The following is a 23,035-nucleotide window of genomic DNA, read 5'->3' as shown; positions in this document are numbered from 1 at the left end:
ACGGCCATGACCATCGACGGGGTGCTGGCCGGGCTGCTCGTGGGCCTCGTGCTGGGCGCGGTGATCGGGGCGTGGGTGGCGCTGCGCCTCGCCCGGGCGTGGCGCGACGCCGCGGTGTCCGAGGCCGTCCGGCGGGCGGGAGCGGAGGTGGCGGCCGCCCGGGCCGAGCTCCACGCCGAGCGGCGCGGGGCCGGCGACCGCGAGCGGGCGCTGGTCCCGGCGGCGACGGCCGCCTCCACCGACGCGCTCGACCGCGTGCTCGAGCCGGTGTCGACGGCGCTCGGGCGCATGGAGCGCCAGATGGCCGGCGCCGAGCGCGAGCGGGAGGCGGCGTTCGCCTCGCTGCGCGAGCAGGTCGGGGCGGTCGCGGCGAGCGCGCAGGGCGTGGCGGGCGAGACGCGCGCGCTGGTCGGCGCCCTGCGCGCCCCGCACGTGCGGGGGCGGTGGGGCGAGCTGCAGCTGGAGCGGGTCGTCGACCTCGCGGGCATGGTCGAGCACTGCGACTTCACCCGCCAGGCCCACGCCCGTGGGGGCGACGACGGCGCGCAGCGGCCCGACCTCGTGGTGCACCTCGCGGGCGGCAAGCAGGTCGTCGTCGACGCGAAGGTCCCGTTCACCGCCTACCTCGAGTCCACCGAGGCCCGCGACGACACCGCGCGGCGCGAGCGGGTCGCGGCGCACGCCAAGCAGGTCCGCGCCCACGTCGACACGCTCGGGGCCAAGGCCTACTGGCGGCGCTTCGACCCGACGCCCGAGTTCGTCGTGATGTTCGTGCCGGGCGAGGTGTTCCTGTCCGCCGCGCTCGAGGCCGACCCCACGCTGCTCGAGCACGCGTTCGGCAGCGACGTCGTCATCGCCACCCCGACGACGCTCATGGCCCTGCTGCGCACGGTCGCCTACGCGTGGCGGCAGGAGGCGCTGGCCCGCAACGCCGCCGAGGTGCACGCGCTCGGGCGGGAGCTGCACGGGCGCATCGCGACGCTCGCGGGTCACCTCGCCCGCCTCGGGCGGTCCCTCGACGGCAGCGTGCGCTCGTTCAACGAGACGGTGAGCTCGCTGGAGTCGCGGGTGCTGGTCAGCGCCCGCCGGTTCACCGACCTCTCGGTCACCACCGCCGACCTGGAGAGCCCGGACCAGATCGAACGCCGGCCCCGCTCGCCCGCGCACGACGCGGCGGAGGACGCCTAGAGCGTGTCCGACGGGTCGAGGCCGTAGGACGGCAAGGACACGAGCTCGTGGCAGGACCACTCTCGCCCGGGTCTCGGAACGAGGGTCCCGGCCGACCTATGCGCATGATCGCGTCGAGTCGGACGGTCGGTCTCGATGCGATCTTGGGTCTATGTCTCGTCGTCGATTCGGGGAGGTCGCAGCGACGAGCCGAGAACCTCGCGCTCGCCGGGCACGTCCTCGCTCTGGCGGAAGCTTTTCGGAAACCGAACCATCCTCACCGAGGAGTCGCCCGCCTGCGTGCGGTCGCGGACGCCCGGCCACGGCCGTGCTGTCGTTCCGCACTCCACCGAACGGTGCCCAGCGCCGATCGGGTGGTCCACGTCACGGAGATCGCCGGGGTCGGTGGCGGCTGGACGGTCGGCGATCAGCCGACCGCTAGCGTTGAGGGGTGACCAGTACACGGGAGGACGCCGCAGGCGTCGGGGCCGTCGGCCCCGGCGAGCGCTCCGTCGTGCGGTCACTGCGCGGGCTGCGGTGGTGGGGATCGCTGCTGCTCGCCGGGGTCCTGTCCGGCGCCGGCCTGGTCATCGACATGCTCGCCTCCGGTGAGCTCGGTGTCGTGTTCACCGCCTGCTTCGCCGGCGGCTGCATCCTCGCGACGGCCTGGGCCCGGCGCGACTCGCTGTTCGTCCCGCTCGTGCAGCCGCCGCTGCTGCTGGCGGTGGGTGTGCCCGCCGTGGTCGCGGCGACCGGGTCGCTGCCCCGCTCCGGCGGCCTCGCGTCGACCCTGCTCGCCGTCGGCGGCCCGCTGGTCAACGCCTTCCCCACGCTCGCGGTGACCACGGCGATCTGCCTCGCGCTCGGGTTCATCCGCTCGCGCGTCGAGCCCTGGCGGCGCGCGGACGACGACCTCGACCCCGACGGCCGCCCCGATCCCCGCGACCGACCCCTGCGGGAGCGCCCGCCGCGCGACCGCGGGCCCCGGGACCGGCCGCCGAAGGACCGCGACCCCCGCGACCGCCCGCCGAAGGAGCGCGACCCCCGCGACCGGCCGCCGCGCGACCGCGACCCCCGCGACCGCGACCCCCGCGACCGGGACCCTCGCGACCGCGACCGGCCGCCCCGTGACCGCGACCCCCGCGACCGGGACCCGCGCGACCGGGACCCGCGCGACCGGGACCCGCGCGACCGGGACCCGCGCGACCGGGACCCCCGCGACCGGGACCCCCGCGACCGGGACCCGCGCGACCGCGACCCCCGCGACCGCGTCCCCCGTGACCGCGACAAGCCGCGTCGCGTGTCCATCGAGGCCCGGCCGGCGCGCGACGAGCGACGGCGGCCCGCCGAGGAGCGCGGCCGACCGGTGCGTCCCGACGACCCGGACGACGAGTTCGGGCCCGGCGTCCGCCGCGTCCCCCGCCGCGTCGACGGGCCCGACGGCCCCCGCTGACGCCCGGGCCCCGGACCTCAGTGCGCGTACTCGTCGCGGCGCCACAGCATCGCGGCGAGCATGGTCACGAACATCAGGACGTGACCGGCGATCATGAGCGTCTCGCCGGTGATCAGCCCGAGCCAGTAGGGCACGAGGCCCAGGACGAACGGCGCGCACATCGCCGCCGACATCTCCGTGATCTGGCGGGCGGTGTGCCGGCGGACGGCCATCCAGAGCGCCATGCCGATGGTCATGTCCGCCGCCATGACCAGGGCGCCGACGTCCGGGCGCGCGGTCCAGGCCTCCGGCCAGAGCGGGGCGAGCAGCATCATGCCGACGACCATCGCCGCCACCATCTCGAGGTAGTGGCCGGCGAAGCGCAGCGCGCGGCGGCGGAGCGGACGGGGAGGGGCGGTGAGCGCGGTCATGGTGGGTCCTTCCACGAGGCCGGGATGGCGACGTGGACGAGCATCGCGAGGGACGCCCCGGCGCTGACGTGCCGAAGGTCATGCCCGGGGTCACGACCTCAGAGCAGGTCGAGCGCCCGGGCGCGCAGCGCGGCCTGCGTGCGGTCGCGGGCCCCGAGCTTGCCGAGCACGTTCGTCACGTGGTTCTTCACCGTGCCCTCGGCGAGGTGCAGGGTGCGCGCGATCTCGCGGTTGCTGCGGCCGTCGGCGAGCAGGCGCAGCACGTCGGCCTCGCGCTCGGAGAGCGGCACGACCAGCGGCTGGGCCCGCGGCACCGGCTCGTCGGCGGGCAGGCGCGCCACGCGGGCGACCACCTTGGCGGCCACCGACGGGTCGAGCACCGAGCCCCCGGCCGCCGCGGTGAGCACGGCCTCCACCAGGCGGGCGGAGGGGACGTCCTTGAGCAGGTAGCCGACCGCGCCGGCGCGCAGGGCGGCGAAGACGTCCTCGTCGTCGTCGAACGTGGTCAGCGCGATGACCCGCACCCCGGGGTGCTCGACGTGCAGGCGCCGCGTCGCCCCGACCCCGTCGAGCACCGGCATGCGCAGGTCCATGAGCACCACCTCGGGAGCGAGCTCCGCGACCCGGCGCAGCGCCTCCTCGCCGTCGCCCGCCTCGCCGACCACGACGACGTCGTCGCGCACCCCCAGCAGCGTCGCGAGGGCCTCGCGGAACAGGGCCTGGTCGTCGACGAGGAGCACGCGGACGGGAGAGGACGTCACGCCGGCACCTCCACCCGCAGCGCGCAGCCACCGTCGGCGCCCGGCCCGAGCGAGAGGGTGCCGCCCAGCTCCTCCGCGCGTTCGCGCAGACCCAGCAGACCGACGCCGTCACCCCCGGAGCCGCCGGCGAGGGCACCCCGCCCGTCGTCGCGGACCTCCACCCGCACCGCGCCGGCCGCGTAGTCGAGGACGACCTCGGCGCGACTCGCGCCGGCGTGCTTGCGCACGTTGGTCAGGCCCTCCTGCGCGGTCCGGAACAGCGCCTCGCGGGCGGCCGCGGACAGGGGGCGCTCGTCGCCCTCGACGGTCAGGCGCGTCGGCACCCCCGCCGCCGAGCTCTCGGCCGCGAGATCCTGCAGCGCCGTGGCCAGCGGCGGCGTCTCGCGGGGCTCGCGCAGGGTCCCGATCGAGCGCCGGACCTCGGCGAGCGCCTCCCGCGACTGGTGCTGGGCCTTCGCGAGGACCTCGTCGACGTCGCCCGACCCGCTCTCCACCAGCGCGCGTGCCGCCTGGAGCTGCATCCCGATGACGGTGAGCGAGTGCCCGAGGCCGTCGTGGATGTCGCGGGCGAGCCGGTTGCGCTCCTGCGCCGCGGCGAGGCGCTCGACCTGCTCCTGCGCGGCCGTGAGCTCGCGGCGCATCGCCTGCTCGCGGCGCAGCAGCTCGGTGACGACGGCCGCGAACACCACCGCGACGAGCGTGCCGAGGCCCTCACGCAGGCCGTCGACCAGCGGCATCCCGGTGTGCACCATCGGCACCATCGCGATCACGACGACGGTGACGGGCAGCGGTAGGAGCAGCACGCACTCGCTGACCAGCACGACGAGGAAGAGCGTCCCGCCGACGCCGGGCGCGAGCGCGAACACCACCGACGCGAGCACCAGCCCGACGAGGACGTGGGCTGCCGACCACCACCGCTGCCCGCGGGCGAGCACCCAGCGGAACCCGAGCGTCGCCAGCAGCGCGAACGCGACGCCGAGCGGGAGGACCGCCACCGGGTCGCCACCGGCCACCCCGAGCACCAGGGTGAGCAGCGCACCCCCGGTGAGCAGGGTCAGGGCCAGCAGCACGGGGACACTGTGCGGCGCCCGCGCGCCGAGGACAACGCCCGGCCGAGGACAGCGCTAGCGGACCGCCTGCGGCTTCATGTCGCGCTTGAGCTCGCGGGGCAGCGAGAAGGTCAGCTTCTCGTTGGCGGTGGTGATCTCCTCGACGTCGCCCCAGCCGCGCTCGGCGAGCCAGTGCAGGACGTCGCCGACGAGGATCTCGGGCACCGAGGCGCCGCTGGTGACGCCGACGGTGCGCACGCCCTCGAGCCACGCCTCGTCGATCTCGCCGGCGTGGTCGACGAGGTGAGAGTCCTTGGCGCCGGCCTGCAGCGCGACCTCGACGAGGCGCACCGAGTTGGAGGAGTTGCGCGAGCCGACGACGAGCACGAGGTCGCACTCGGGCGCCATCTGCTTCACCGCGACCTGGCGGTTCTGGGTGGCGTAGCAGATGTCGTCGGACGGCGGGTCGGCCAGCGACGGGAAGCGCTCGCGCAGGGCGCGCACGGTCTCGAGGGTCTCGTCGACCGAGAGCGTCGTCTGGGAGAGCCAGATGACCTTCTCGGGGTCGCGGACGGTGACGTTCGGCACCGCGGACGGCCCGTCGACGAGCTGCACGTGGTCGGGCGCCTCGCCGGCGGTGCCCTCGACCTCCTCGTGGCCCTCGTGGCCGATGAGCAGGATGTCGAAGTCGTCGCGCGCGAAGCGCTTGGCCTCCTGGTGCACCTTCGTGACCAGCGGGCACGTGGCGTCGACGGTGCGCAGCTCGCGCGACGCGGCCTCGGCGTGCACCGCCGGGGAGACCCCGTGCGCCGAGAACACGACGGTGGCGCCCTCGGGCACCTGGTCGGTCTCCTCGACGAACACGGCGCCGCGCTCGGCGAGGGTGTTCACGACGTGGCGGTTGTGCACGATCTCCTTGCGGACGTACACCGGCGCGCCGTAGGTCTCGAGCGCCTTCTCGACGGCCACGACGGCACGGTCGACACCGGCGCAGTAGCCACGGGGCTTCGCGAGCAGCACGCGCAGGCCATCGGTCTGCGCGGCGGTCTGCTCGCCGGGGTGCTCAGTGGACATACCTCCAGCCTACGGGCGACGAGCGTCACGGTCCGGGCGTGCGGCCCGCATCACGGGTCGAGCTCCCCTATCGGCGTGCTCCCCTCTCTGCGCTTCGTCTCCCTCCGTCGTGGCCGTCCACACATCACCGGCCTGCTGCTGGCACCCTGTGTCCCATGAGTTCGCTCCCGTTCCCGGTGCGTGTCGCCGCCGGTCTGGTCGTCACCGCCGTGGAGGAGGCCCGGGACCTCCCCCGCACCGTCGCCGGTCTCCCCATCACCGCCGTCAGCCGGGTGCTGCAGCTGTCGATGCGGGCGCAGCAGGTCGTTACCGAGCTGGCGATCAAGGGCGACAGCGCGCTCGACGGGGCGCGGCCGGTCGAGGAGGCGCCCTCGTGGGCCCGCTTCGACGACGACCTGCCGGACACCCTGCCGCCGGCCCGCCCCGGCACCTGGGAGCGTCCCGAGCTCGACGACACGTCGCTCGAGTACACCGACCTCGCGAGCACGCCCCGCGTCAACGGCCACACGAAGCCGCGCGCGGCCGAGCAGAGCCCGGCGACGCTGCCCGGCTACGAGTCGATGACGATCGCCCAGCTGCGCGGCAAGCTGCGCTCGCTGTCGGTGGACGAGGTGGCCGACCTCCTCGCGTTCGAGGAGTCCCACGCCAACCGGCCGCCGTTCGTCACGATGCTGACCAACCGGATCGCGACCCTCAACGCCCAGTAGGTGAGCACGCCCCCGCCCACCAGCGCCGAGGAGCCCTGGCCGGTCCGCACGGTCGCGCGCAAGATCCAGGCCTGGATCGACCGGCTCGGCGCGGTGTGGGTCGAGGGGCAGCTCACGCAGGTCACCGCCCGCCCGGGCTCGCAGACGGCGTTCCTCGTGCTGCGCGACCCCGCCGCCGACGTGTCGCTGGGCCTGACCGCGCCGACGTCCATGGTGCGCGGCACGGTCCCGCCGCTGACCGAGGGCGCGCGCGTGGTCGTGCACGGCAAGCCGTCGTACTTCTTCGGCCGCGGCACGCTCTCGCTGCGCGTCGACGAGATCCGCCCGGTCGGGGTCGGCGAGCTGCTCGCGCGCATCGAGCGGCTGCGCGCGCTGCTGGGCGCCGAGGGCCTGTTCGACCCGGGCCGCAAGCGCCGCCCGCCGCGGCTGCCGCGCTGCGTCGGGCTCATCACGTCGCGGGCGAGCGCCGCCGAGCACGACGTCGTCACCGTCGCCACGTCCCGCTGGCCCGCCGTGCGCTTCCGGACGGTCAACACGCCGACGCAGGGGACGCAGGCGGTGCCCGAGATCCTCGACGCACTCGGCGCGCTGGACCGCGACCCGGACGTCGACGTGATCGTCCTGGCGCGCGGCGGCGGCAGCGTCGAGGACCTGCTGCCGTTCTCCGACGAGGCGCTCTGCCGGGGCGTGGCGGCGTGCCGGACGCCGGTGGTCTCGGCGATCGGGCACGAGCCGGACACCCCGCTCGTCGACCACGTCGCCGACGTCCGCGCCGCCACCCCGACCGACGCCGCGAAGCGGATCGTCCCCGACCTCTCCGAGGAGACCGCCCACCTCGCCCAGCTGCGCCGCCGCGCCCATCGCGCCCTGCACGCGTGGGTGGAGCGCGAGGACGCCCGGATCGCCGCGCTGCGCCGGCGCCCGGTGCTCGCCGACCCGCTCGGCCCGGTCAGCGCGCGCGAGGACGCCGTCGCGACCCGGCGCGCCCGCGCCCGCCAGGTGCTCGAGGCCGGGCTCGTGGCCCGCGAGGCCGACGTCCGCCACCTGCGCGCGTCGCTCACCGCCCTCGGCCCGGCGGCGACGCTGGCCCGCGGCTACGCGATCGTGCAGCACGGTGGCGCCGTGGACGCGCCCGTCCTGCGGTCGGCGGAGACGCCCTCGCCCGGCGACGCCCTGCGCGTGCGCCTGGCCGACGGCGCCGTGCACGCCGTGGTCGCCCAGGACGACGAGTGACTCCGGGGGAGGATGCACGCATGACGGCGAGTGACGGGCCGGGCGACGAACCCGGCTACGAGGAGGCGCGCGAGGAGCTCGAGAAGGTCGTCGGGCGTCTGGAGGCCGGCGGCCTGAGCCTCGAGGACTCGCTGGCGCTGTGGGAGCGGGGCGAGACGCTCGCCCGGATCTGCGAGCGTCACCTGGCCGGGGCACGCGAGCGGGTGGAGGCGGTCCTGCAGGACGCGGAGGGTGGGGACGATCCCGCGCGCGGGTGACGCCCGGCGAGGCACACCCGTCGTCACGCTGTGATGCCCCAGACTCGACGGCCATGAGCAGTCCGTACGGCGGAGGCGACGTCGACCGGGCGGTCACCGGCGCGCACGCCGACTACCACCGCGAGATCCAGCAGCACGTCGAGCCGGACGGGCTGGTCGACGACGTCGTCACCTACCGCATGCTCGCGCCGCACCTCATGCGCACGCTGCTGTTCCTCGTGACGCCGACCGTGCTGCTCCTGCTCAAGGTCGTCCTCGACTACCTCGCGTCGATGTCCACCCCGGACGACGTCACGGACATCGTCTCGACGCTGCTGGGGCTGGTCGTCGTCGTGCTCTACATCGCCGGGATCGCGTCGTTCTTCGCGCCCGCCAAGGAGCCGATCGCCGAGCACTCCCGGCTCCTGGAGAACCGCGGCGACGTCGCGACCAGCGCGTTCGAGTACGTCCGCGCCGCCGCCGAGGCCCGCCAGAGCCCCGCCGAGGTGGCGCCCTCGACCGTCGCCGGCGTGCCGGTGCTGCTGTTCCGCCAGTACAGCGAGCGGGCGATGCTGCTCGTCCAGCCCTACGGCCGCGACCTCTACGTCGGCTGGACGATGTGGCGCTCGCGCTCCACCGCGACGCTGCTCGCGCACTTCCTGCGCGACACGTTCGGCCGCTTCGCCCCGGCGCCGCGCTTCTCCGCGGAGCTGCGGGCGGCGGCGACCCGCGCGCTGCGCGAGAGCGTGCACTCGCTCTCGCGGGAGGGCGTCGCGGCGGCCACGCACCTCGGCGCCCCCGCCGCCCAGTCCCCCGCGTCGGGCCCGTTCCCGCAGCCGGAGACCCACCACCCCGAGCGGCCGGCGCCGCCGCGCGAGCACCCGCAGCCCCAGCCCCAGCCCCAGCCCCAGCAGCAACCTCACTACCCGGACGAGGCCCCCGACGCGCTCCCCACGTCGGGGCCCTACCGGCCCGCCGGCACCGACACCGGCGGCTGGAGCACCCCACGGCGCGGCGCCGAGCACGAGGAGCACGACGACCGGGACGAGCGCGTGACCGTCCGCCGGGAGCCACGCCGTCGCGAGGCCGACGAGGGCTGGGGACCGCCGCCGCGCGACCGGTGGTGAGTTCCTAGCGGGGCACGACGAACGGCGCCACGAGCGCCGCCTCCGCGAGCTGGGTGAGGCGTTCCGGCGTCGCGCTGCCCGTGACGAGCAGCCGCACGCCGTCGACGTCGGCCACCCAGATCGGCTCGCCGCGCCGCCCGGTGTGGGTCACCCACGTCCGTCCGCCGGCCTGCACGGTGCCGGTGGCGGTCGGGTCACCGGCCTCGGACACGACCAGGGCGGCCTCGTCGGCGTCGGACTGCACGAGGCGCGCGAACTCGTCGTCCGGCGTCACCCAGCCCACGCGGGCGGCGCGGGTCCCGGCGACCAGCACGACGTCCGACGACTGCGGGATCCAGTCGGCCGGCAGCGCCGGCACCCGCAGCGGGATGCGCATCGTCGGCGCGTCCCCGAGCAGCTCGGCGGCCGGGTCGATGCGCGGCACACTCTCCCGGTCGACCTGCGGCGCGCCCGGCGCGAACGAGCAGGCCCGCAGCAGCCCCGCCACCACGAGCACCGCGACCCCGACCACCAGGAAGCTCCGCAGCAGGGCCGCGGGGCCGCGCTGCGGCTCGGGATCGCGGGCGCCGGGACCGGGCGAGGGGGTGGCCACGGCGACATCCTCGCAACGAACGCACCACCCGGCCCGCGAGGAGGTCGTGTGAAGCGGATCCGCACGACGGCCCCGGGCGCCGGATTCTGCGAGGATGGGCGGCCCGCACGACCCGCCCCCACGCCGCCCCACGGAGGTGCAGCCGGTGAGCTCGCAGGAAACCGTCCGGTCCCCCGAGCGGCCCGACCGCAATCTCGCGCTCGAGCTCGTCCGGGTCACCGAGGCCGCCGCCATGGCCGCCGGCCGCTTCGTCGGCCGCGGCGACAAGAACGGCGGCGACGGCGCTGCGGTGGACGCGATGCGCAAGCTCATCGGCTCGGTGTCGATGCGGGGCACGGTCGTCATCGGGGAGGGCGAGAAGGACGAGGCCCCGATGCTCTACAACGGCGAGGAGGTCGGCAACGGCGACGGGCCCCACGTCGACGTCGCCGTCGACCCCGTGGACGGCACGACCCTCATGGCCAAGGGCATGCCGAACGCGCTGGCCGTGCTCGCCGTCGCCGAGCGCGGCGCGATGTTCGACCCGTCCGCGGTCTTCTACATGTCGAAGCTCGCCGTCGGCCCCGACTGCGCCGACGTCGTCGACATCGACGCCCCCGTGCGCGACAACCTGCGCGCGGTCGCCCGGGCCAAGGGCATCAACGTCGCCGACGTCTCGGTGGTCGTGCTCGACCGCCCGCGCCACGACCAGCTGGTGCAGGACATCCGCGACGCCGGCGCGCGCATCCGCTTCATCTCCGACGGCGACGTCGCCGGCGCGATCGCCGCGGCCCGCCCGGACAGCGGCGTCGACATCCTGCTGGGGATCGGCGGCACGCCCGAGGGGATCATCACCGCGGCCGCGCTGGCCTGCATGGGCGGCGAGCTGCAGGCCAAGCTCTGGCCCAAGGACGACGCCGAGCGCGAGAAGGCGCTCGCCGCGGGCCACGACCTCGACCGCGTGCTGCGCACCGGCGACCTCGTGCGCGGCGAGAACATCTTCTTCTGCGCCACGGGGGTCACCAACGGCGACCTGCTGCGCGGCGTGCACTACCGCGCGGGTGGGGCGTCCACCCAGTCGATCGTGATGCGCTCGAAGTCCGGCACGGTCCGGATGATCGACGCCTGGCACCGGCTGCGGAAGCTCCGGGAGTACTCCGCGATCGACCTGGGCGTCGACGACGACCACGTCGACCCGGACGGCCCGGTGTGGGGGCCGGACCACTCGACGCTGTAGGGACCGGCGGGTCGCTCTGTCGGGCTACCACGCGTCTGGGATGATCCCGCGCCACTCGGGGTAATCCGATGTGACCAGATCTTCCTCGGAGGTTCTCGTGTCCTCTCACGCGCGTCGGTGCACCCCGCTCGCCCTCGTCACCGTGATCCTCGGCGCCGTGACGGCGCTGCTCGTCGGCGCCGGGACCGCCGGGGCGGCACCCGCCCCCGCCGCGGCCCCGCCGGCCGCCGCCCCGGCCCCGGTCGCGGCCCCCGCGCCCGCCGTGGCGCTCACCGCGGGGACGCCGTGCGACGCGTCCGCCGACGCCTGCGTCGACCTCTCCTCGCAGCAGGCCTGGCTCACCGACGGGCAGGGCAACGTCACCTACGGCCCGGTGGGCGCGCTCGGCGGCACGAAGAAGTACCCGACGCCGACCGGCACCTTCTCGGTCGACTACAAGGACGCCGACCACGTCAGCAACCTCTACGACGCCGACATGCCGTTCTCGGTGTTCTTCGCGCCGGCCATCGCGTTCCACACGGGCAGCCTGTCGCAGCGCTCGCACGGCTGCATCCACCTCGGCAAGACGGCGTCGAAGCGCTTCTTCGCGAACCTCTCGCCGGGCGACACCGTGCAGGTGGTGTCCTAGGTCCGGTGAAAGACTGGGCGGCATGACCGAGGAGCAGGAGACGCAGCGAAGCGGAGCTCGACCCATCCAGGAGGAGTACCGGACCGAGCACGACACCATGGGCGAGGTCCGGGTGCCGGCCGCCGCGCTGTGGGCCGCGCAGACCCAGCGCGCCGTCGAGAACTTCCCGATCTCCGGCCGTCCGATCGAGCCCGCCCAGATCCGGGCGCTCGGCCTGGTCAAGGGCGCCTGCGCGCGGGTCAACAAGGACCTCGGCGTGCTCGACGCCGCCCACGCCGACGCGATCGCCGCCGCGGCCGACGAGGTGGCGTCGGGGGCGCACGACGCCGAGTTCCCGATCGACGTCTTCCAGACCGGCTCGGGCACCAGCTCGAACATGAACGCCAACGAGGTCATCGCGACCCTGGCGTCGAAGGCCTCCGGGCAGAAGATCCACCCGAACGACCACGTCAACGCCTCGCAGAGCTCCAACGACGTGTTCCCGACGACCATCCACGTCGCCGCGGCCGAGGCGATCGTGCGCGACACCGTGCCCGCGCTCGAGCACCTCGGCGAGGTGCTGGGCCGCAAGTCCCACGAGTGGCGCCACGTCGTCAAGGCCGGCCGCACCCACCTCATGGACGCCGTGCCGATCACCCTCGGCCAGGAGGCCGGCGGCTGGGCGAGCCAGGCCGAGCACAGCGTCGAGCGTCTGCGCTCCGTCCTGCCCCGCCTCGCCGAGCTGCCCATCGGCGGCACCGCGGTCGGCACCGGCATCAACACCCCGGAGGGCTTCGGCGGCAAGGTCGTCGAGCAGCTGCGGCAGTCGACCGGCATCCCCGAGCTCGCCGAGGCTCGCAACCACATCGAGGCGCAGGGCGCCCGCGACGGGCTCGTCGAGGCCTCGGGCGCGCTGCGGGCCGTCGCGGTGAGCGTCTACAAGATCGCCAACGACGTGCGCTGGCTGTCGTCCGGCCCGTCGACCGGCCTCGCCGAGATCCGCATCCCGGACCTGCAGCCGGGCAGCTCGATCATGCCCGGCAAGGTCAACCCGGTGATCTGTGAGGCGGCGATGATGGTCGCCGCCCAGGTCATGGGCAACGACGCGACCGTCGCGTTCTCCGGCAGCCAGGGCAACCTCGAGCTCAACGTCATGATGCCGGTGATGGGCTACAACGTCCTCGAGTCGTGCCGCCTGCTGGCCGCCGCGGCGCGCCTGCTCGCCGACCGCGTCCTCGAGAACACCCAGCCCGACGAGGAGGCGTGCCGCCGCTACGCCGAGTCGTCGTCGGCGATCGTCACCCCGCTCAACCGCCTCATCGGCTACGAGGAGGCGGCGAAGATCGCCAAGCAGGCGATGAAGGAGCGCAAGACGATCCGCGAGGTCATCGAGGCCGAGGGCTACGTGCAGGACGGGCGCCTCACCCAGGAGCAGCTCGACACGGCGCTCGACGTGCTGGCGATGACCCGGGTCGACAGCTAGGGAGACGGAGCGGAGCGGAGCTCGACCCATGGACAAGGCGTGACCCTGCTCGGCGAGGTCGTCGCCGCCTCCGGCGAGGTGGCGGCGACCCGCTCGCGCAAGGCCAAGACCACGACGCTCGCGACGCTGCTGGCCCGCCTCGAGCCCGACGAGATCCGGCCCGCGACGGCGTGGCTCGCCGGGGAGATGCTCCAGGGCCGCACGGGGATCGGGTGGCGGACGCTGCAGGCGGTGTCGCCCTCGCCCGCGGAGACCTCGACCCTGACCGTCGGCGACGTCGACGCCGCGCTCGACCGGCTCGCCGCCATGGCCGGCTCGGGCACCGGTGTCGGCGCGCGGCGGGCCGCGGAGCTCGGCGCCCTGCTGGACGCGGCCACCGAGGACGAGGGCCGCTTCCTCGTGCGCCTGCTCGGCGGCGAGCTCCGCCAGGGCGCGCTGGAAGGGATCATGATCGAGGCGGTGGCGGCCGCCGCGGAGGTGCCCGGCGAGGCCGTCCGGCGTGCCTTCATGCTCTCGGGGCGCCTGCCGACCACCGCGCACACGGCGCTGACCGGCGGGGACTTGGCGGCGTTCGGGCTCGAGGTGATGCGCCCGGTCCGCCCGATGCTCGCCTCGCCCGGCGACTCGCTGGACGCGGCCCTCGCCGAGCTGGGCCCGCCCGACGGCGAGCCGGGCGTCGTCGTCGAGCACAAGCTGGACGGCGCCCGCATCCAGGTGCACCGCAGCGGTGACGAGGTCCGGGTGTGGTCGCGGACCCTGAAGGAGATCACCGGCGCCGTCCCCGAGATCGTCGCGCTGACCCGGGCGCTGCCCGTCGAGACCGTCGTCCTCGACGGCGAGACGCTCGCCGTCGCCGAGGACGGGCGCCCGCGCCCGTTCCAGGAGTCGATGCAGGGCCTGGGCAGCGGCGCCATGCAGCCGTGGTTCTTCGACTGCCTGCACCGCGACGGCGTCGACCTGCTCGACGAGCCCCTCGCCGTGCGCCGGGAGGTGCTCGCCGAGGTCGTCGGCGACCGCCTGATCCCCGGCGTCGTGCGCCCGAGCGCCGCGGAGGCCGAGCAGGCCGTCGCCGACGCGCTGGCCGCCGGGCAGGAGGGCTCGATGGTCAAGGCGCTCGACTCGACCTACTCGGCCGGGCGCCGAGGTCGCGCGTGGCAGAAGGTCAAGCCGTCGCACACGCTCGACCTCGTCGTCCTGGCCTGCGAGTGGGGCTCGGGGCGGCGGCGCGGGTGGCTGTCGAACATCCACCTCGGCGCGCGCGACCCCGCGACGGGCGACTTCGTCATGATCGGCAAGACCTTCAAGGGCATGACCGACGCGACGCTGACCTGGCAGACCGAGACGTTCCCGCGGTACGAGACCCACCGGGACTCGTGGGCGGTGTACCTGCGCCCCGAGATCGTCGTGGAGATCGAGCTCGACGGCGTGCAGACCTCCACCCGCTACCCCGGCGGCGTGGCCCTGCGCTTCGCGCGCGTCGTGCGCTACCGCGACGACAAGACCGCCGCCGAGGCGGACACGATCGAGACGGTCCGGGCGCTCCGTCTCTAGGCTGCGGCGGATCCGAGCTCGCCGCGGCGCACGGCGCGGCGCTCGAACCAGATCGTCGCCGCCGGCGGGATGCTCGCGGCCAGGGCCAGCAGCGTCGTCGTCGCGCTCCACCGGAACACCCGGGCCGTGACCAGCGCGACCACGACGTAGGCCACGAACAGCGCCCCGTGGATCGGCCCGAACACGCGCACGCCGACGTCCTCGAACACGACGAGGTACTTGAACGCCATCCCGACCAGCAGCCCGATCCAGGAGCAGGCCTCGGCGATCGCGACCACGCGGAACACGCGGGCGAGGGCGGCGGCGCGGGACCCGGCGATGATCGTCGACACGAGACCACTCTGCCTGCCGGAGCCGCGATCCTCACGTCCCGCGTAGCCTCGTCACACGTGCAGTTCCTCGACGGGCAGCGCCCGCCCCACGACCTGACCTACGACGACGTCTTCCTCGTCCCGACCCGGTCGGACGTGGCCTCGCGCTTCGACGTCGACCTCGGCGTGGCGGACCCCTCCGGCGCCACGATCCCGATCGTCGCGGCGAACATGACCGCGGTCAGCGGGCGTCGCATGGCCGAGACCCTCGCGCGACGCGGCGGGCTCGCCGTCATCCCCCAGGACGTGGACGCCGAGGCCGTCGCCGACATCGTCGCCGGCGTGAAGTCCCGCCACACCGTGTGGGACACGCCGGTCGTGCTGCACGCGGGCGACGCGGTGGCCGACGCGCTGAACCTCGTCAACAAGCGGGCGCACGGCGCGGTGGTGGTCGTCGACGGGGCCGGGCGCCCGGTCGGGGTGGTCAACGAGTCGGCGTGCACCGGCGTCGACCGCTTCACCCGGCTCGCCGACGTCCTCTCCCCCGCCGTGACGCTGCCGGTCACCACGGCCCCGCGCGCGGTGTTCGACGCGCTGCAGGACCCGGCGCACGCCGGCGCCCCGGCGCTCGGGATCGACGACGACGGCCGCCTCGCCGGCATCCTCACGCGCACCGGCGCCCTGCGCGCCGAGGTCTACCGGCCCGCGCTCGACGCCGACGGGCGGATGCGGATCGCCGCGGCGCTGGGCGTCAACGGCGACGTGGCGACCCGGGTCAAGGAGCTGGGCGCCGCCGGCGTCGACGTGCTCGTCGTCGACACCGCGCACGGCCACCAGCAGAAGATGCTCACCGCGCTGGCCGCCGCCCGCGAGGCCGCGCCGGACGCCGTGATCGTCGCCGGCAACGTCGTCACCGCCGACGGGACCCGCGACCTCGTGGCCGCGGGCGCGGACGTCGTCAAGGTCGGCGTCGGCCCCGGCGCCATGTGCACGACGCGGATGGCGACCGGCGTCGGGCGCCCGCAGTTCTCGGCGGTCGCCGAGTGCGCGGCCGCGGCGCGCGAGGTCGGCGCCCACGTCTGGGCCGACGGCGGGGTGCGCCACCCCCGCGACGTCGCGCTGGCCCTCGCCGCCGGCGCGTCCGCGGTGATGGTCGGATCGTGGTTCGCCGGCACCTACGAGTCGCCGGGCGACCTGCTGCGCGACGAGCACGGCGCGGCGTACAAGGAGTCGTTCGGCATGGCGTCCAAGCGCGCCGTCACCGCCCGCACCCGCGGCGACGGCGCCTTCGACCGGGCGCGCAAGGGCCTGTTCGAGGAGGGCATCTCCTCTTCGCGCATGCGCCTGGACCCGCAGCGCCCCGGCGTCGAGGACCTGCTCGACAGCATCTGCGCCGGCGTGCGCTCGGCCTGTACCTACGCCGGCGCCGCGTCGCTCGAGGAGTTCCACGCGCGCGCGACGCTCGGCGTGCAGTCGGCGTCCGGCTTCGCGGAGGGCCGCCCCCTGCCCGCCGGCTGGTGAGCCGCTCGGCGGAGTGCACGCGTCCGCGTGCGCCCCGCTCCGGGGAACGAACGGCGCTCTCGCTGCTTCGGTAGCAGCGAGAGCGCCGTTCGTTCGTCCGGTGGCGAGCGCTAGAGCCGCTCGCCCTCCAGCATCTCGGTGACCAGCGCGGCGATCGGCGAGCGCTCCGAGCGGGTCAGCGTGACGTGGGCGAACAGCGGGTGGCCCTTGAGCTTCTCGATCACGGCGGCGACGCCGTCGTGGCGCCCGACGCGCAGGTTGTCGCGCTGGGCCACGTCGTGGGTGAGCACGACGCGCGAGTTGGTGCCGAGGCGCGAGAGCACCGTGAGCAGGACGTTGCGCTCCAGCGACTGGGCCTCGTCGACGATGACGAACGCGTCGTGCAGCGAGCGCCCGCGGATGTGGGTCAGCGGCAGGACCTCGAGCATCCCGCGCTCGATGACCTCCTCGACCACGTTCGACGAGACCAGCGCGCCGAGGGTGTCGAACACCGCCTGCGCCCAGGGCGCCATCTTCTCGTTCTCGCCGCCGGGCAGGTAGCCGAGGTCCTGCCCGCCCACCGCGTAGACGGGGCGGAACACGACGACCTTGCGGTGCTGCTGGCGCTCGAGGACCGCCTCGAGGCCGGCGCAGAGCGCGAGCGCCGACTTGCCGGTGCCGGCGCGGCCGCCGAGGGAGACGATGCCGACCTCGGGGTCGGTGAGCAGGTCGATCGCGATGCGCTGCTCCGCCGAGCGGCCGTGCAGGCCGAAGACGTCGCGGTCGCCGCGCACGAGGCGGACCTGCTTGTCGGGCGTGACGCGCCCGAGCGCCGAGGAACCGCCGCCGAGCAGGCGCAGCCCGGTGTGGCAGGGCAGCTCCCGGGCGGCCTCGACGTCGGCGAGCCCGTCGGCGAAGAGCGCCGACACCTCGTCCGGGGTGGCGGCGACCTCCTCGGTGCCCGTCCAGCCCGTCGTCGTGACGTCCTGGCCGTGGTACTCGTCGGCGGGCAGGCCGACCGACGCCGCCTTGACGCGCAGCGGCATGTCCTTGGTGACGAGGGTGACCTGGTGACCTTCGGCCGCGAGGTTCAGCGCGCAGGCGAGGATGCGGCTGTCGTTCTCCGCGGTCCGGAAGCCTGCCGGCAGCACCGACGGGTCGGAGTGGTTCAGCTCGACGCGGAGCGTGCCGCCCTCGGGGGTCATGGGCAGCGGCTGGTCGAGGCGGCCGTGACGGATGCGGAGATCGTCGAGCAGCCGGAGCGCCTCACGCGCGAACCACCCCAGCTCGGAGTGGTGACGCTTGCCCTCGAGCTCGCTGATGACGACGAGCGGGAGGACCACCTCGTGCTCGGCGAACCGCGTGGTCGCCCACGGGTCCGACAGCAGTACCGAGGTGTCGAGGACGTAACAGCGTGCGCCGTCGGCGGCCCCGGAGGGGACGGCGGTGCTGTGGGGGCTCACGGAAGCGGGACGCTCGGCTGGTGCTGCGCTCACGACTACTCCCTCGAGCGGCCACGGCACCCGCGACCACTGTGTTCCTCGTCGGAACGGGTCGACTAGTCCGGCGGCTCGACGGCGCGGTGGCGCGGCCCGGGGGCCGTCCTGCGCCATCGCGGGGCAGGACCGGGTGCCGGCCCTCCCCCGGGACCGGACCAGGGCGGTCGCGTCGCGCCGGCCACGGACACGGGTGCCGAGGCACCTGCGCCGCGAGCGGTGGACGTCCCCGTCCCGCTCCGATCTGCCACTACCGGCCTCCCCGGACGCCCCGCATCCGGTGCGGGTCCGTCGGCGCGGACGCTACCGCCGGTAGCCGGTCGTTGTCGCGCGCCGAGCGTGACGACTTGGTGACGTGGCTCACCGATTTCCGGGAGACGCCCCGTCGACACCGACCGTTCGTCGCAGCCACGGCGTCCGGACGGCTCGGGCGGGTACCGGGCGCGGCGCCGCGGCGGGCGGACCGGCGCCCAGCTCCGCCGGCGTGGGCGGGTCGTCGAGCACGCGGCGGAGACGCGCCGTGACCACCTCGCGGGCCGGCGTGTCGTCCTCGGCGCCGAGCAGCCAGGGCCGCAGCAGGCGCGCGCCCTCGACGTAGGTCGTGGTGTGGGTCCGCCAGCGCGGGTGGGCCAGGAACTCGAGCATCCGCCGCGCGCGGGGCTCGTCGACCAGCAGCCAGCGGCGCAGGTGGGCGACGACCTCGTCGGCGTCGCGGTGCTCGTCGTGCAGCATCAGCGCCGCGTCCTGGCGCACCGGGGCGAGGCGGGCCATCACCGTCTCGACGGCCTCGCCCAGGGCGCCCCGCTCCGGGTCGGCGGGGACGCCGGCGGCGGCCAGCACCTCGGCGTTCCACCGCCCCCACCCCGGCCCCACGACCGCCTCGAGCCCGAGCTCGGCGGCCCCCTCGGCGACGAGGCTCTGCGGGGTCCGGGCGAGGAAGACCTGCCGCTCCGGGCGCGCGCGCAGGCCCTCGGGGTCGGCGGCGAGGCGGCAGTGCTCGGTGTGGTGGCCCGGGTAGGCCTCGTGCGCCACGAGCAGCGGCAGGTGCGTCACGCGGTGCCCGATGCCGGCGTTGACGGTCACCGCCGAGCGCCGCGGCCCGATCCAGCGGCTGAACCCGCTCCAGGGCGCGGCGTCGACGACCTCGAGCGCGACGTCCTCCCCGGGCGGCAGCCCGACGGTCGCCGCCGTGCGCTCCCGCAGGGCCCGCAGCGCCGCCCGCAGGCCCGTCGTCAGGTGCTCGGGGGCGAGCCGGTCGCGGTCGCGGAAGGCGGCGAGGCGGTCCGCGAGGTCGTCCCCGCCCTGGCCCCCGCCGCCGAGCAGCGCGCCCAGCGTGCGGTGGGCCTCGCGGTAGCGGTCGGGGTCGCCCGACGCGGTGCGCACGCCGAAGCAGCGCTCGACCTCGTCCACGAACCCCACCTCGCGGCCTGCGGCCCGCTCCGCGAGGACCCGGCAGGCCCGCAGCTGGGCGTCGAGGAACGCGGCGCGGGGCGTGGTGGCGTGCCCGGCGAGCTCGCCGCGCAGCCGGTCGGCCTCGCGGGCCAGGGCCCCGGGATCGGGCGCCGGCTCGGCCGCCACGCGCGCGGCGTCCTCGGGGGCACCGAGGTGGGCGTCGAGCACCCCGGGCAGCACGCGATCCAGGCGCAGCGCGAGGCCGACGTAGGCCCGCGCGAGCCCGTCGAGGCCCGGGTCGGCAACCACCGGACGAGGCTACGCCGCGTGGCCCCGCGAGGCCTCGTCCGACGGCGACCGCCCCTTGATACGACACCCGGGTGTCGAGGTCGGCGACGCAGGGACACTGAATGCGCCGCCGGCCGTGGGATCCGCGGCGAGAGAGCGCCGTGGATCACCCGGATATCCCACTACAGTTGCAGCGGGAATTGTCAATCACTCGATGGGGGTGGCTGGCTGGAAATGCCTGCTCGACGGCGGCTAGCTTTTAACCCATCAGCCGCACCGTCCGTGGGGCTGGAGCCATCCGGCGGGAACCCCGAATTCCCTCCGGTACCACGAACGAAACTGGAGTTCTGGATGCTGAAGAAGGCGGGAATGGTCGTCCTCGGTGCGACGGCGGGCATGCTCTCCCTGGCCCCGCTGGCCAGCGCCGGCGAGGCCCCCCAGCACGGCGGTGGGGACCACCACGGCCACCACGCGGGTCACGACCACGACGGCGACCGTGGCCACGGCGGCCGCGGCGACTGCAGCAAGCTCGCGGGTTCCAACGGGGACCGACTGATCAGCCTCGACAACGTCGCCTCGAACGCCACCATCTCCGACGTCGACGTCCTGTCGCGGGACCGTGACCGCGGCAACGACTGCGACGGCGACCGCGGCCACGGCCGTCACGGGCACCACGGTGACCGCGACCGCGACGGCGGCGGCGACCGCAAGGTCGCGTTCTCCAACGGCGACCGGCTGATCAGCGCGGACAACCTCCTCGCGAACGCCGACATCCGCGACATCAACGTCCTCAGCTCGGACGACTGACCCCCCGACCCGACCCGGCGTCCGTGTTTATCGGGGGATGACACGGCCGCCGGACAGAACCGGGTGAGAAACACACGGGTGAGGAACGGCCCCGGGAGCATCGCTCCCGGGGCCGTTCCGCGTACGGAGGACTATTGTCCGAGCCGACGATTCCGTCGCGAATAGTCGCGCAGCGCGCGGAGGAAATCGATGTGGCGGAACTGCGGCCACATCGCCTCGGTGAAATAGAACTCCGAGTACACGGACTGCCACATGAGGAACCCCGACAGCCGCTGCTCACCCGACGTCCGGATGACGAGGTCCGGGTCGGGCTGACCGGACGTGTACAGGTGCTCGGCGATGTGGTCGACGTCGAGCACCTCGGCGAGCTCCTCGATCGACGTGCCCGCCTCGGCGTGGCGCAGCAGCAGCTTGCGCACGGCGTCGGCGATCTCCTGACGCCCGCCGTAGCCGATCGCGACGTTGACCTGCATGCCGTCGCGGCCCGCCGTGCTGTTCGCGGCGGCCTCGATGCGCTCCGCGATCGGGCCGGGCAGGGCGTCCGGGTTGCCGACGACCCGCAGCCGCCAGCGCCGGTCCGGCGCCGCGAGCCCCTCCACCGCCGACGCGATGATCTCGAGGAGCTGGTCGAGCTCGGCGGCGGGCCGGTCGAGGTTGTCGGTCGAGAGCAGGAACAGGGTGACCAGCTCGACGCCGGCCTCCTGGCTCCAGTCGAGCAGGTCGACGATCTTGGCCGCGCCCGCGCGGTGCCCCTCGCTGGGGTCGGCGAGCCCGGCCTCCCGCGCCCAGCGCCGGTTGCCGTCGAGGATCACCCCGATGTGGCGTGGCGGCTCACTCGTCGCCCCGCGACGGCGCAGTCGCCGTTCGTAGAGCGAGTAGGCGACCCGGCGCAGATCGTCCCGCAGTGTCACGGGCCACCACGCTAGACGGTGCCTCCCGGGCCGGGGATCCCCGTGACGGGGTGGTGACGGTGCCGGGCTCGCCACAACGGGCGGGGCCCGCACGGGTCCGCCACCTACCCTGACGGCGTGACCCTCATCGACCCCCTCGCCGAACCGGCTCCGGTCAAGCCGCGGATGCGGGGCTGGCTGCACCTGTGGTCGTTCGTGGTCGCCGTGGCGGCCGGGATCACGCTGGTGTCGCTGGCCGGTGCCACCGTCTCCGCCGAGGCGGCCTTCGCGGTCGCGGTCTACTCGCTGACGGTCTGCGGCGTCTTCGGCATCAGCGCGCTCTACCACCGGCGGACGTGGGTCTCCCCGCGCGCCCGGGGCGTCATGAAGCGCCTGGACCACGCGATGATCTTCGTCTTCATCGCCGGCACGTACACGCCGTTCGCCGTGCTCGCCCTCCCGGAGCGCACCGGGCTGATCGTGCTCGCCGTGGTCTGGGCGGGCGCGCTGGGCGGCGTGGTGCTCAAGCTGGTGTGGCCGCACGCCCCGCGCTGGGTCGGGGTGCCGTTCTACCTGGCGCTGGGCTGGGTCGCGGTGTTCGTCATCCCCGACCTGCTCCACCGCGGCGGCGTCGCGGCGCTCGTCCTGCTCATCGTCGGCGGGGCGTTCTACAGCCTGGGCGCGGTCTTCTACGCCCTGCGACGCCCGGTCGGCTGGCCGGACACCTTCGGCTTCCACGAGTTCTTCCACGCCGCGACGGTCATCGCGGCGGCCTGCCACTACATCGCGATCTGGCTGGTGCTCTACGCCGGCTGAGCGCGTCCCGGACGCGCAGCGAGGGACGCCCCCGCTGCGTCCTGCGCAGCGAGGGCGTCTCTCGGTCCGGCGTGCTGCTCAGCCCTGCGGCGGGACCGGGTCGCCGCCGCCCCCGTCACCGGGGTCCGGCCGGTCGTCGACGCCCCCGGCGTCGCCCGAGGTGTCGTCGTCGAGCACCGGGCCCTTCGTCCGCAGCTCGTCGACCGCGCTCATCGCGCCGCGCAGGTCCTCGAGCCACGTGCCGGCGTGCTCGCCGACCAGCGCCACGGCCCACGCCAGCGCGTCCGACCGCGACCGCGCGACGCCCGCGTCGACCAGCGTGTCCAGCACCAGGCGCTCGGGCTGGCGCAGCCGCGTCATCACCGGCACCGACAGCGTCGTGAACAGCTCCTCGACGTCGCCGATCCGCGCGCCCCAGGCGACCTTGCGCCCGTAGCGGTGCTCGGCCTGGCGCGCCACCTCCATGCGCTCGCCGCGGGTCTCCTCGCGGAAGCGCTCGATGCGCCCGCGCGCCGCGGCCGAGCGCGCGGCCTCGTCGGCGCCGTCGTCGAGGGTCGGGGCCGGCAGGTCACCGACCACCAGGATCTCCTCGCGGTCGACCGTGACCGCCGGCGTGCCCGTGAACCAGCCGTCGGGCAGGCGGCCGGCGAGCCAGCCGACGAGGTCGTCGGTCGCGGGCAGGTCGGTCGGGACCCGTCCGCCGCCGCGACGCCCCGGGCCGCCTCGCCCGGGCCGTCCCCGGTGTCCTCCGCGTCCCACCATCATCGCCCACTCCCTCCGAGCTCCTGCAACGCTTACAGCATTACACGGAAACACCTGTGTCGGTGTTCGCCGGGCGCGAAGCGGCACGGCCGGTGATCGACGGGGAC

The 23,035-nt window shown here is 75.0% G+C and carries 23 protein-coding genes; 13 read left to right on the top strand and 10 right to left on the bottom strand.

The window, feature by feature from the left end; all coding sequences use genetic code 11:
- The first annotated feature begins 6 nt into the window (after positions 1-6).
- Positions 7-1,188 carry a DNA recombination protein RmuC gene (locus EV188_RS15895; protein ID WP_133827267.1) on the top strand — a complete coding sequence of 394 codons (1,182 nt, stop codon included), beginning with the start codon at positions 7-9 and terminating at the stop codon, positions 1,186-1,188.
- 430 nt (positions 1,189-1,618) lie between these two features.
- Positions 1,619-2,620, top strand: a complete 1,002-nt coding sequence (locus EV188_RS15890; protein WP_133827266.1) for a DUF6542 domain-containing protein — start codon at positions 1,619-1,621, stop codon at positions 2,618-2,620.
- Between the two features lie 17 nt (positions 2,621-2,637).
- Here the strand turns inward: EV188_RS15890 and EV188_RS15885 are convergent, their stop codons facing one another.
- From EV188_RS15885 to EV188_RS15870, 4 genes are all read right to left on the bottom strand, one after another.
- Positions 2,638-3,030, bottom strand: a complete 393-nt coding sequence (locus EV188_RS15885; RefSeq protein WP_133827265.1) for a hypothetical protein — start codon at positions 3,028-3,030, stop codon at positions 2,638-2,640.
- Positions 3,031-3,128: 98 nt separating this feature from the next.
- Positions 3,129-3,791 (bottom strand): response regulator, encoded by a 663-nt coding sequence (locus EV188_RS15880; protein ID WP_133827264.1) that lies wholly within the window; start codon positions 3,789-3,791, stop codon positions 3,129-3,131.
- The gene (locus EV188_RS15875) at positions 3,788-4,861 is read right to left on the bottom strand and encodes a sensor histidine kinase (protein ID WP_133827263.1); all 1,074 of its coding nucleotides are present in this window, start codon (positions 4,859-4,861) and stop codon (positions 3,788-3,790) included. Before EV188_RS15875 ends, EV188_RS15880 begins: the two co-directional genes overlap by 4 nt.
- A 54-nt stretch (positions 4,862-4,915) precedes the next feature.
- Positions 4,916-5,914, bottom strand: coding sequence for a 4-hydroxy-3-methylbut-2-enyl diphosphate reductase (locus tag EV188_RS15870; protein WP_133827262.1), 999 nt, complete (start codon positions 5,912-5,914; stop codon positions 4,916-4,918).
- 155 nt (positions 5,915-6,069) lie between these two features.
- On the opposite strand from EV188_RS15870, the gene EV188_RS15865 reads away from it, so the two are divergent.
- The 4 genes from EV188_RS15865 to EV188_RS15850 are packed head-to-tail and all read left to right on the top strand — an operon-like array spanning position 6,070 to position 9,217.
- The gene (locus EV188_RS15865; protein WP_133827261.1) at positions 6,070-6,621 is read left to right on the top strand and encodes a lipid droplet-associated protein; all 552 of its coding nucleotides are present in this window, start codon (positions 6,070-6,072) and stop codon (positions 6,619-6,621) included.
- Entirely contained in the window at positions 6,622-7,854 is a 1,233-nt protein-coding gene (gene xseA / locus EV188_RS15860) for an exodeoxyribonuclease VII large subunit (protein WP_133827260.1), read from the top strand. It abuts the gene before it with no gap.
- 20 nt (positions 7,855-7,874) lie between these two features.
- The gene (locus EV188_RS15855) at positions 7,875-8,111 is read left to right on the top strand and encodes an exodeoxyribonuclease VII small subunit (protein ID WP_133827259.1); all 237 of its coding nucleotides are present in this window, start codon (positions 7,875-7,877) and stop codon (positions 8,109-8,111) included.
- A gap of 53 nt (positions 8,112-8,164) precedes the next feature.
- Complete coding sequence (locus tag EV188_RS15850; RefSeq protein ID WP_133827258.1) at positions 8,165-9,217, top strand: hypothetical protein; 1,053 nt, start codon at positions 8,165-8,167, stop codon at positions 9,215-9,217.
- 4 nt (positions 9,218-9,221) lie between these two features.
- Here the strand turns inward: EV188_RS15850 and EV188_RS15845 are convergent, their stop codons facing one another.
- Complete coding sequence (locus EV188_RS15845) at positions 9,222-9,809, bottom strand: DUF4245 domain-containing protein (RefSeq protein WP_166659918.1); 588 nt, start codon at positions 9,807-9,809, stop codon at positions 9,222-9,224.
- Positions 9,810-9,903: 94 nt separating this feature from the next.
- Between EV188_RS15845 and glpX the strand changes: the two genes are divergently transcribed.
- The 4 genes from glpX to EV188_RS15825 all read left to right on the top strand — a co-directional run bounded on the left by glpX (position 9,904) and on the right by EV188_RS15825 (position 14,666).
- Positions 9,904-11,025 (top strand): class II fructose-bisphosphatase, encoded by a 1,122-nt coding sequence (gene glpX, locus EV188_RS15840; protein WP_133827256.1) that lies wholly within the window; start codon positions 9,904-9,906, stop codon positions 11,023-11,025.
- A gap of 97 nt (positions 11,026-11,122) precedes the next feature.
- The gene (locus tag EV188_RS15835; protein ID WP_243741743.1) at positions 11,123-11,653 is read left to right on the top strand and encodes a L,D-transpeptidase; all 531 of its coding nucleotides are present in this window, start codon (positions 11,123-11,125) and stop codon (positions 11,651-11,653) included.
- 22 nt (positions 11,654-11,675) lie between these two features.
- Positions 11,676-13,115, top strand: a complete 1,440-nt coding sequence (locus EV188_RS15830; protein ID WP_133827255.1) for a class II fumarate hydratase — start codon at positions 11,676-11,678, stop codon at positions 13,113-13,115.
- Between the two features lie 39 nt (positions 13,116-13,154).
- A complete protein-coding gene (locus tag EV188_RS15825) occupies positions 13,155-14,666 on the top strand; it encodes an ATP-dependent DNA ligase (RefSeq protein ID WP_133827254.1) in 1,512 nt (503 codons plus the stop codon).
- Here EV188_RS15825 and EV188_RS15820 read toward each other — a convergent pair.
- On the bottom strand, positions 14,663-14,998 hold the full coding sequence (locus tag EV188_RS15820; protein ID WP_243741742.1) for a DUF3817 domain-containing protein: 336 nt from the start codon (positions 14,996-14,998) through the stop codon (positions 14,663-14,665). The genes EV188_RS15825 and EV188_RS15820 overlap by 4 nt on opposite strands.
- A 57-nt stretch (positions 14,999-15,055) precedes the next feature.
- Here EV188_RS15820 and EV188_RS15815 point away from each other — a divergent pair, with 57 nt between their 5' ends.
- Positions 15,056-16,498, top strand: a complete 1,443-nt coding sequence (locus EV188_RS15815) for a GuaB1 family IMP dehydrogenase-related protein (protein WP_133827253.1) — start codon at positions 15,056-15,058, stop codon at positions 16,496-16,498.
- Between the two features lie 110 nt (positions 16,499-16,608).
- Here EV188_RS15815 and EV188_RS15810 read toward each other — a convergent pair whose 3' ends face one another.
- Together EV188_RS15810 and EV188_RS15805 are read right to left on the bottom strand one after the other, a co-directional pair.
- On the bottom strand, positions 16,609-17,940 hold the full coding sequence (locus EV188_RS15810) for an RNA 5'-3' helicase PhoH2 (RefSeq protein ID WP_133827252.1): 1,332 nt from the start codon (positions 17,938-17,940) through the stop codon (positions 16,609-16,611).
- 393 nt (positions 17,941-18,333) lie between these two features.
- A complete protein-coding gene (locus tag EV188_RS15805; protein WP_208114222.1) occupies positions 18,334-19,674 on the bottom strand; it encodes a DUF885 domain-containing protein in 1,341 nt (446 codons plus the stop codon).
- 330 nt (positions 19,675-20,004) lie between these two features.
- Here EV188_RS15805 and EV188_RS15800 point away from each other — a divergent pair, with 330 nt between their 5' ends.
- Positions 20,005-20,460 (top strand): hypothetical protein, encoded by a 456-nt coding sequence (locus EV188_RS15800; RefSeq protein ID WP_133827251.1) that lies wholly within the window; start codon positions 20,005-20,007, stop codon positions 20,458-20,460.
- 131 nt (positions 20,461-20,591) lie between these two features.
- On the opposite strand, the gene EV188_RS15795 is transcribed toward EV188_RS15800, so the two are convergent.
- Positions 20,592-21,371, bottom strand: a complete 780-nt coding sequence (locus EV188_RS15795) for an isoprenyl transferase (protein ID WP_133827250.1) — start codon at positions 21,369-21,371, stop codon at positions 20,592-20,594.
- A gap of 165 nt (positions 21,372-21,536) precedes the next feature.
- Here EV188_RS15795 and trhA point away from each other — a divergent pair, with 165 nt between their 5' ends.
- On the top strand, positions 21,537-22,166 hold the full coding sequence (gene trhA, locus EV188_RS15790) for a PAQR family membrane homeostasis protein TrhA (RefSeq protein WP_133827734.1): 630 nt from the start codon (positions 21,537-21,539) through the stop codon (positions 22,164-22,166).
- Positions 22,167-22,244: 78 nt separating this feature from the next.
- Here the strand turns inward: trhA and EV188_RS15785 are convergent, their stop codons facing one another.
- Entirely contained in the window at positions 22,245-22,928 is a 684-nt protein-coding gene (locus EV188_RS15785; protein WP_243741797.1) for a hypothetical protein, read from the bottom strand.
- Positions 22,929-23,035 lie beyond the last annotated feature (107 nt).

Origin of the sequence: Actinomycetospora succinea (assembly GCF_004363095.1) — a bacterium.
GTDB classification, from domain to species: domain Bacteria; phylum Actinomycetota; class Actinomycetes; order Mycobacteriales; family Pseudonocardiaceae; genus Actinomycetospora; species Actinomycetospora succinea.
Note: the sequence above shows the minus strand (reverse complement) of the source record. Positions and strands in the feature narration are given on the sequence as shown.

Excerpts from the sequence above, each read along its gene's own strand:
- EV188_RS15895 (WP_133827267.1), top strand. The coding sequence starts at position 7 with ATGACCATCGACGGGGTGCTGGCCGGGCTGCTCGTGGGCCTCGTGCTG.
- EV188_RS15885 (WP_133827265.1), bottom strand. The coding sequence starts at position 3,030 with ATGACCGCGCTCACCGCCCCTCCCCGTCCGCTCCGCCGCCGCGCGCTG.
- EV188_RS15870 (WP_133827262.1), bottom strand. The coding sequence starts at position 5,914 with ATGTCCACTGAGCACCCCGGCGAGCAGACCGCCGCGCAGACCGATGGC.
- EV188_RS15865 (WP_133827261.1), top strand. The coding sequence starts at position 6,070 with ATGAGTTCGCTCCCGTTCCCGGTGCGTGTCGCCGCCGGTCTGGTCGTC.
- EV188_RS15855 (WP_133827259.1), top strand. The coding sequence starts at position 7,875 with ATGACGGCGAGTGACGGGCCGGGCGACGAACCCGGCTACGAGGAGGCG.
- EV188_RS15850 (WP_133827258.1), top strand. The coding sequence starts at position 8,165 with ATGAGCAGTCCGTACGGCGGAGGCGACGTCGACCGGGCGGTCACCGGC.
- glpX (WP_133827256.1), top strand. The coding sequence starts at position 9,904 with ATGGGCGGCCCGCACGACCCGCCCCCACGCCGCCCCACGGAGGTGCAG.
- EV188_RS15830 (WP_133827255.1), top strand. The coding sequence starts at position 11,676 with ATGACCGAGGAGCAGGAGACGCAGCGAAGCGGAGCTCGACCCATCCAG.
- EV188_RS15800 (WP_133827251.1), top strand. The coding sequence starts at position 20,005 with ATGCTGAAGAAGGCGGGAATGGTCGTCCTCGGTGCGACGGCGGGCATG.
- trhA (WP_133827734.1), top strand. The coding sequence starts at position 21,537 with ATGCGGGGCTGGCTGCACCTGTGGTCGTTCGTGGTCGCCGTGGCGGCC.
- EV188_RS15785 (WP_243741797.1), bottom strand. The coding sequence starts at position 22,928 with ATGGTGGGACGCGGAGGACACCGGGGACGGCCCGGGCGAGGCGGCCCG.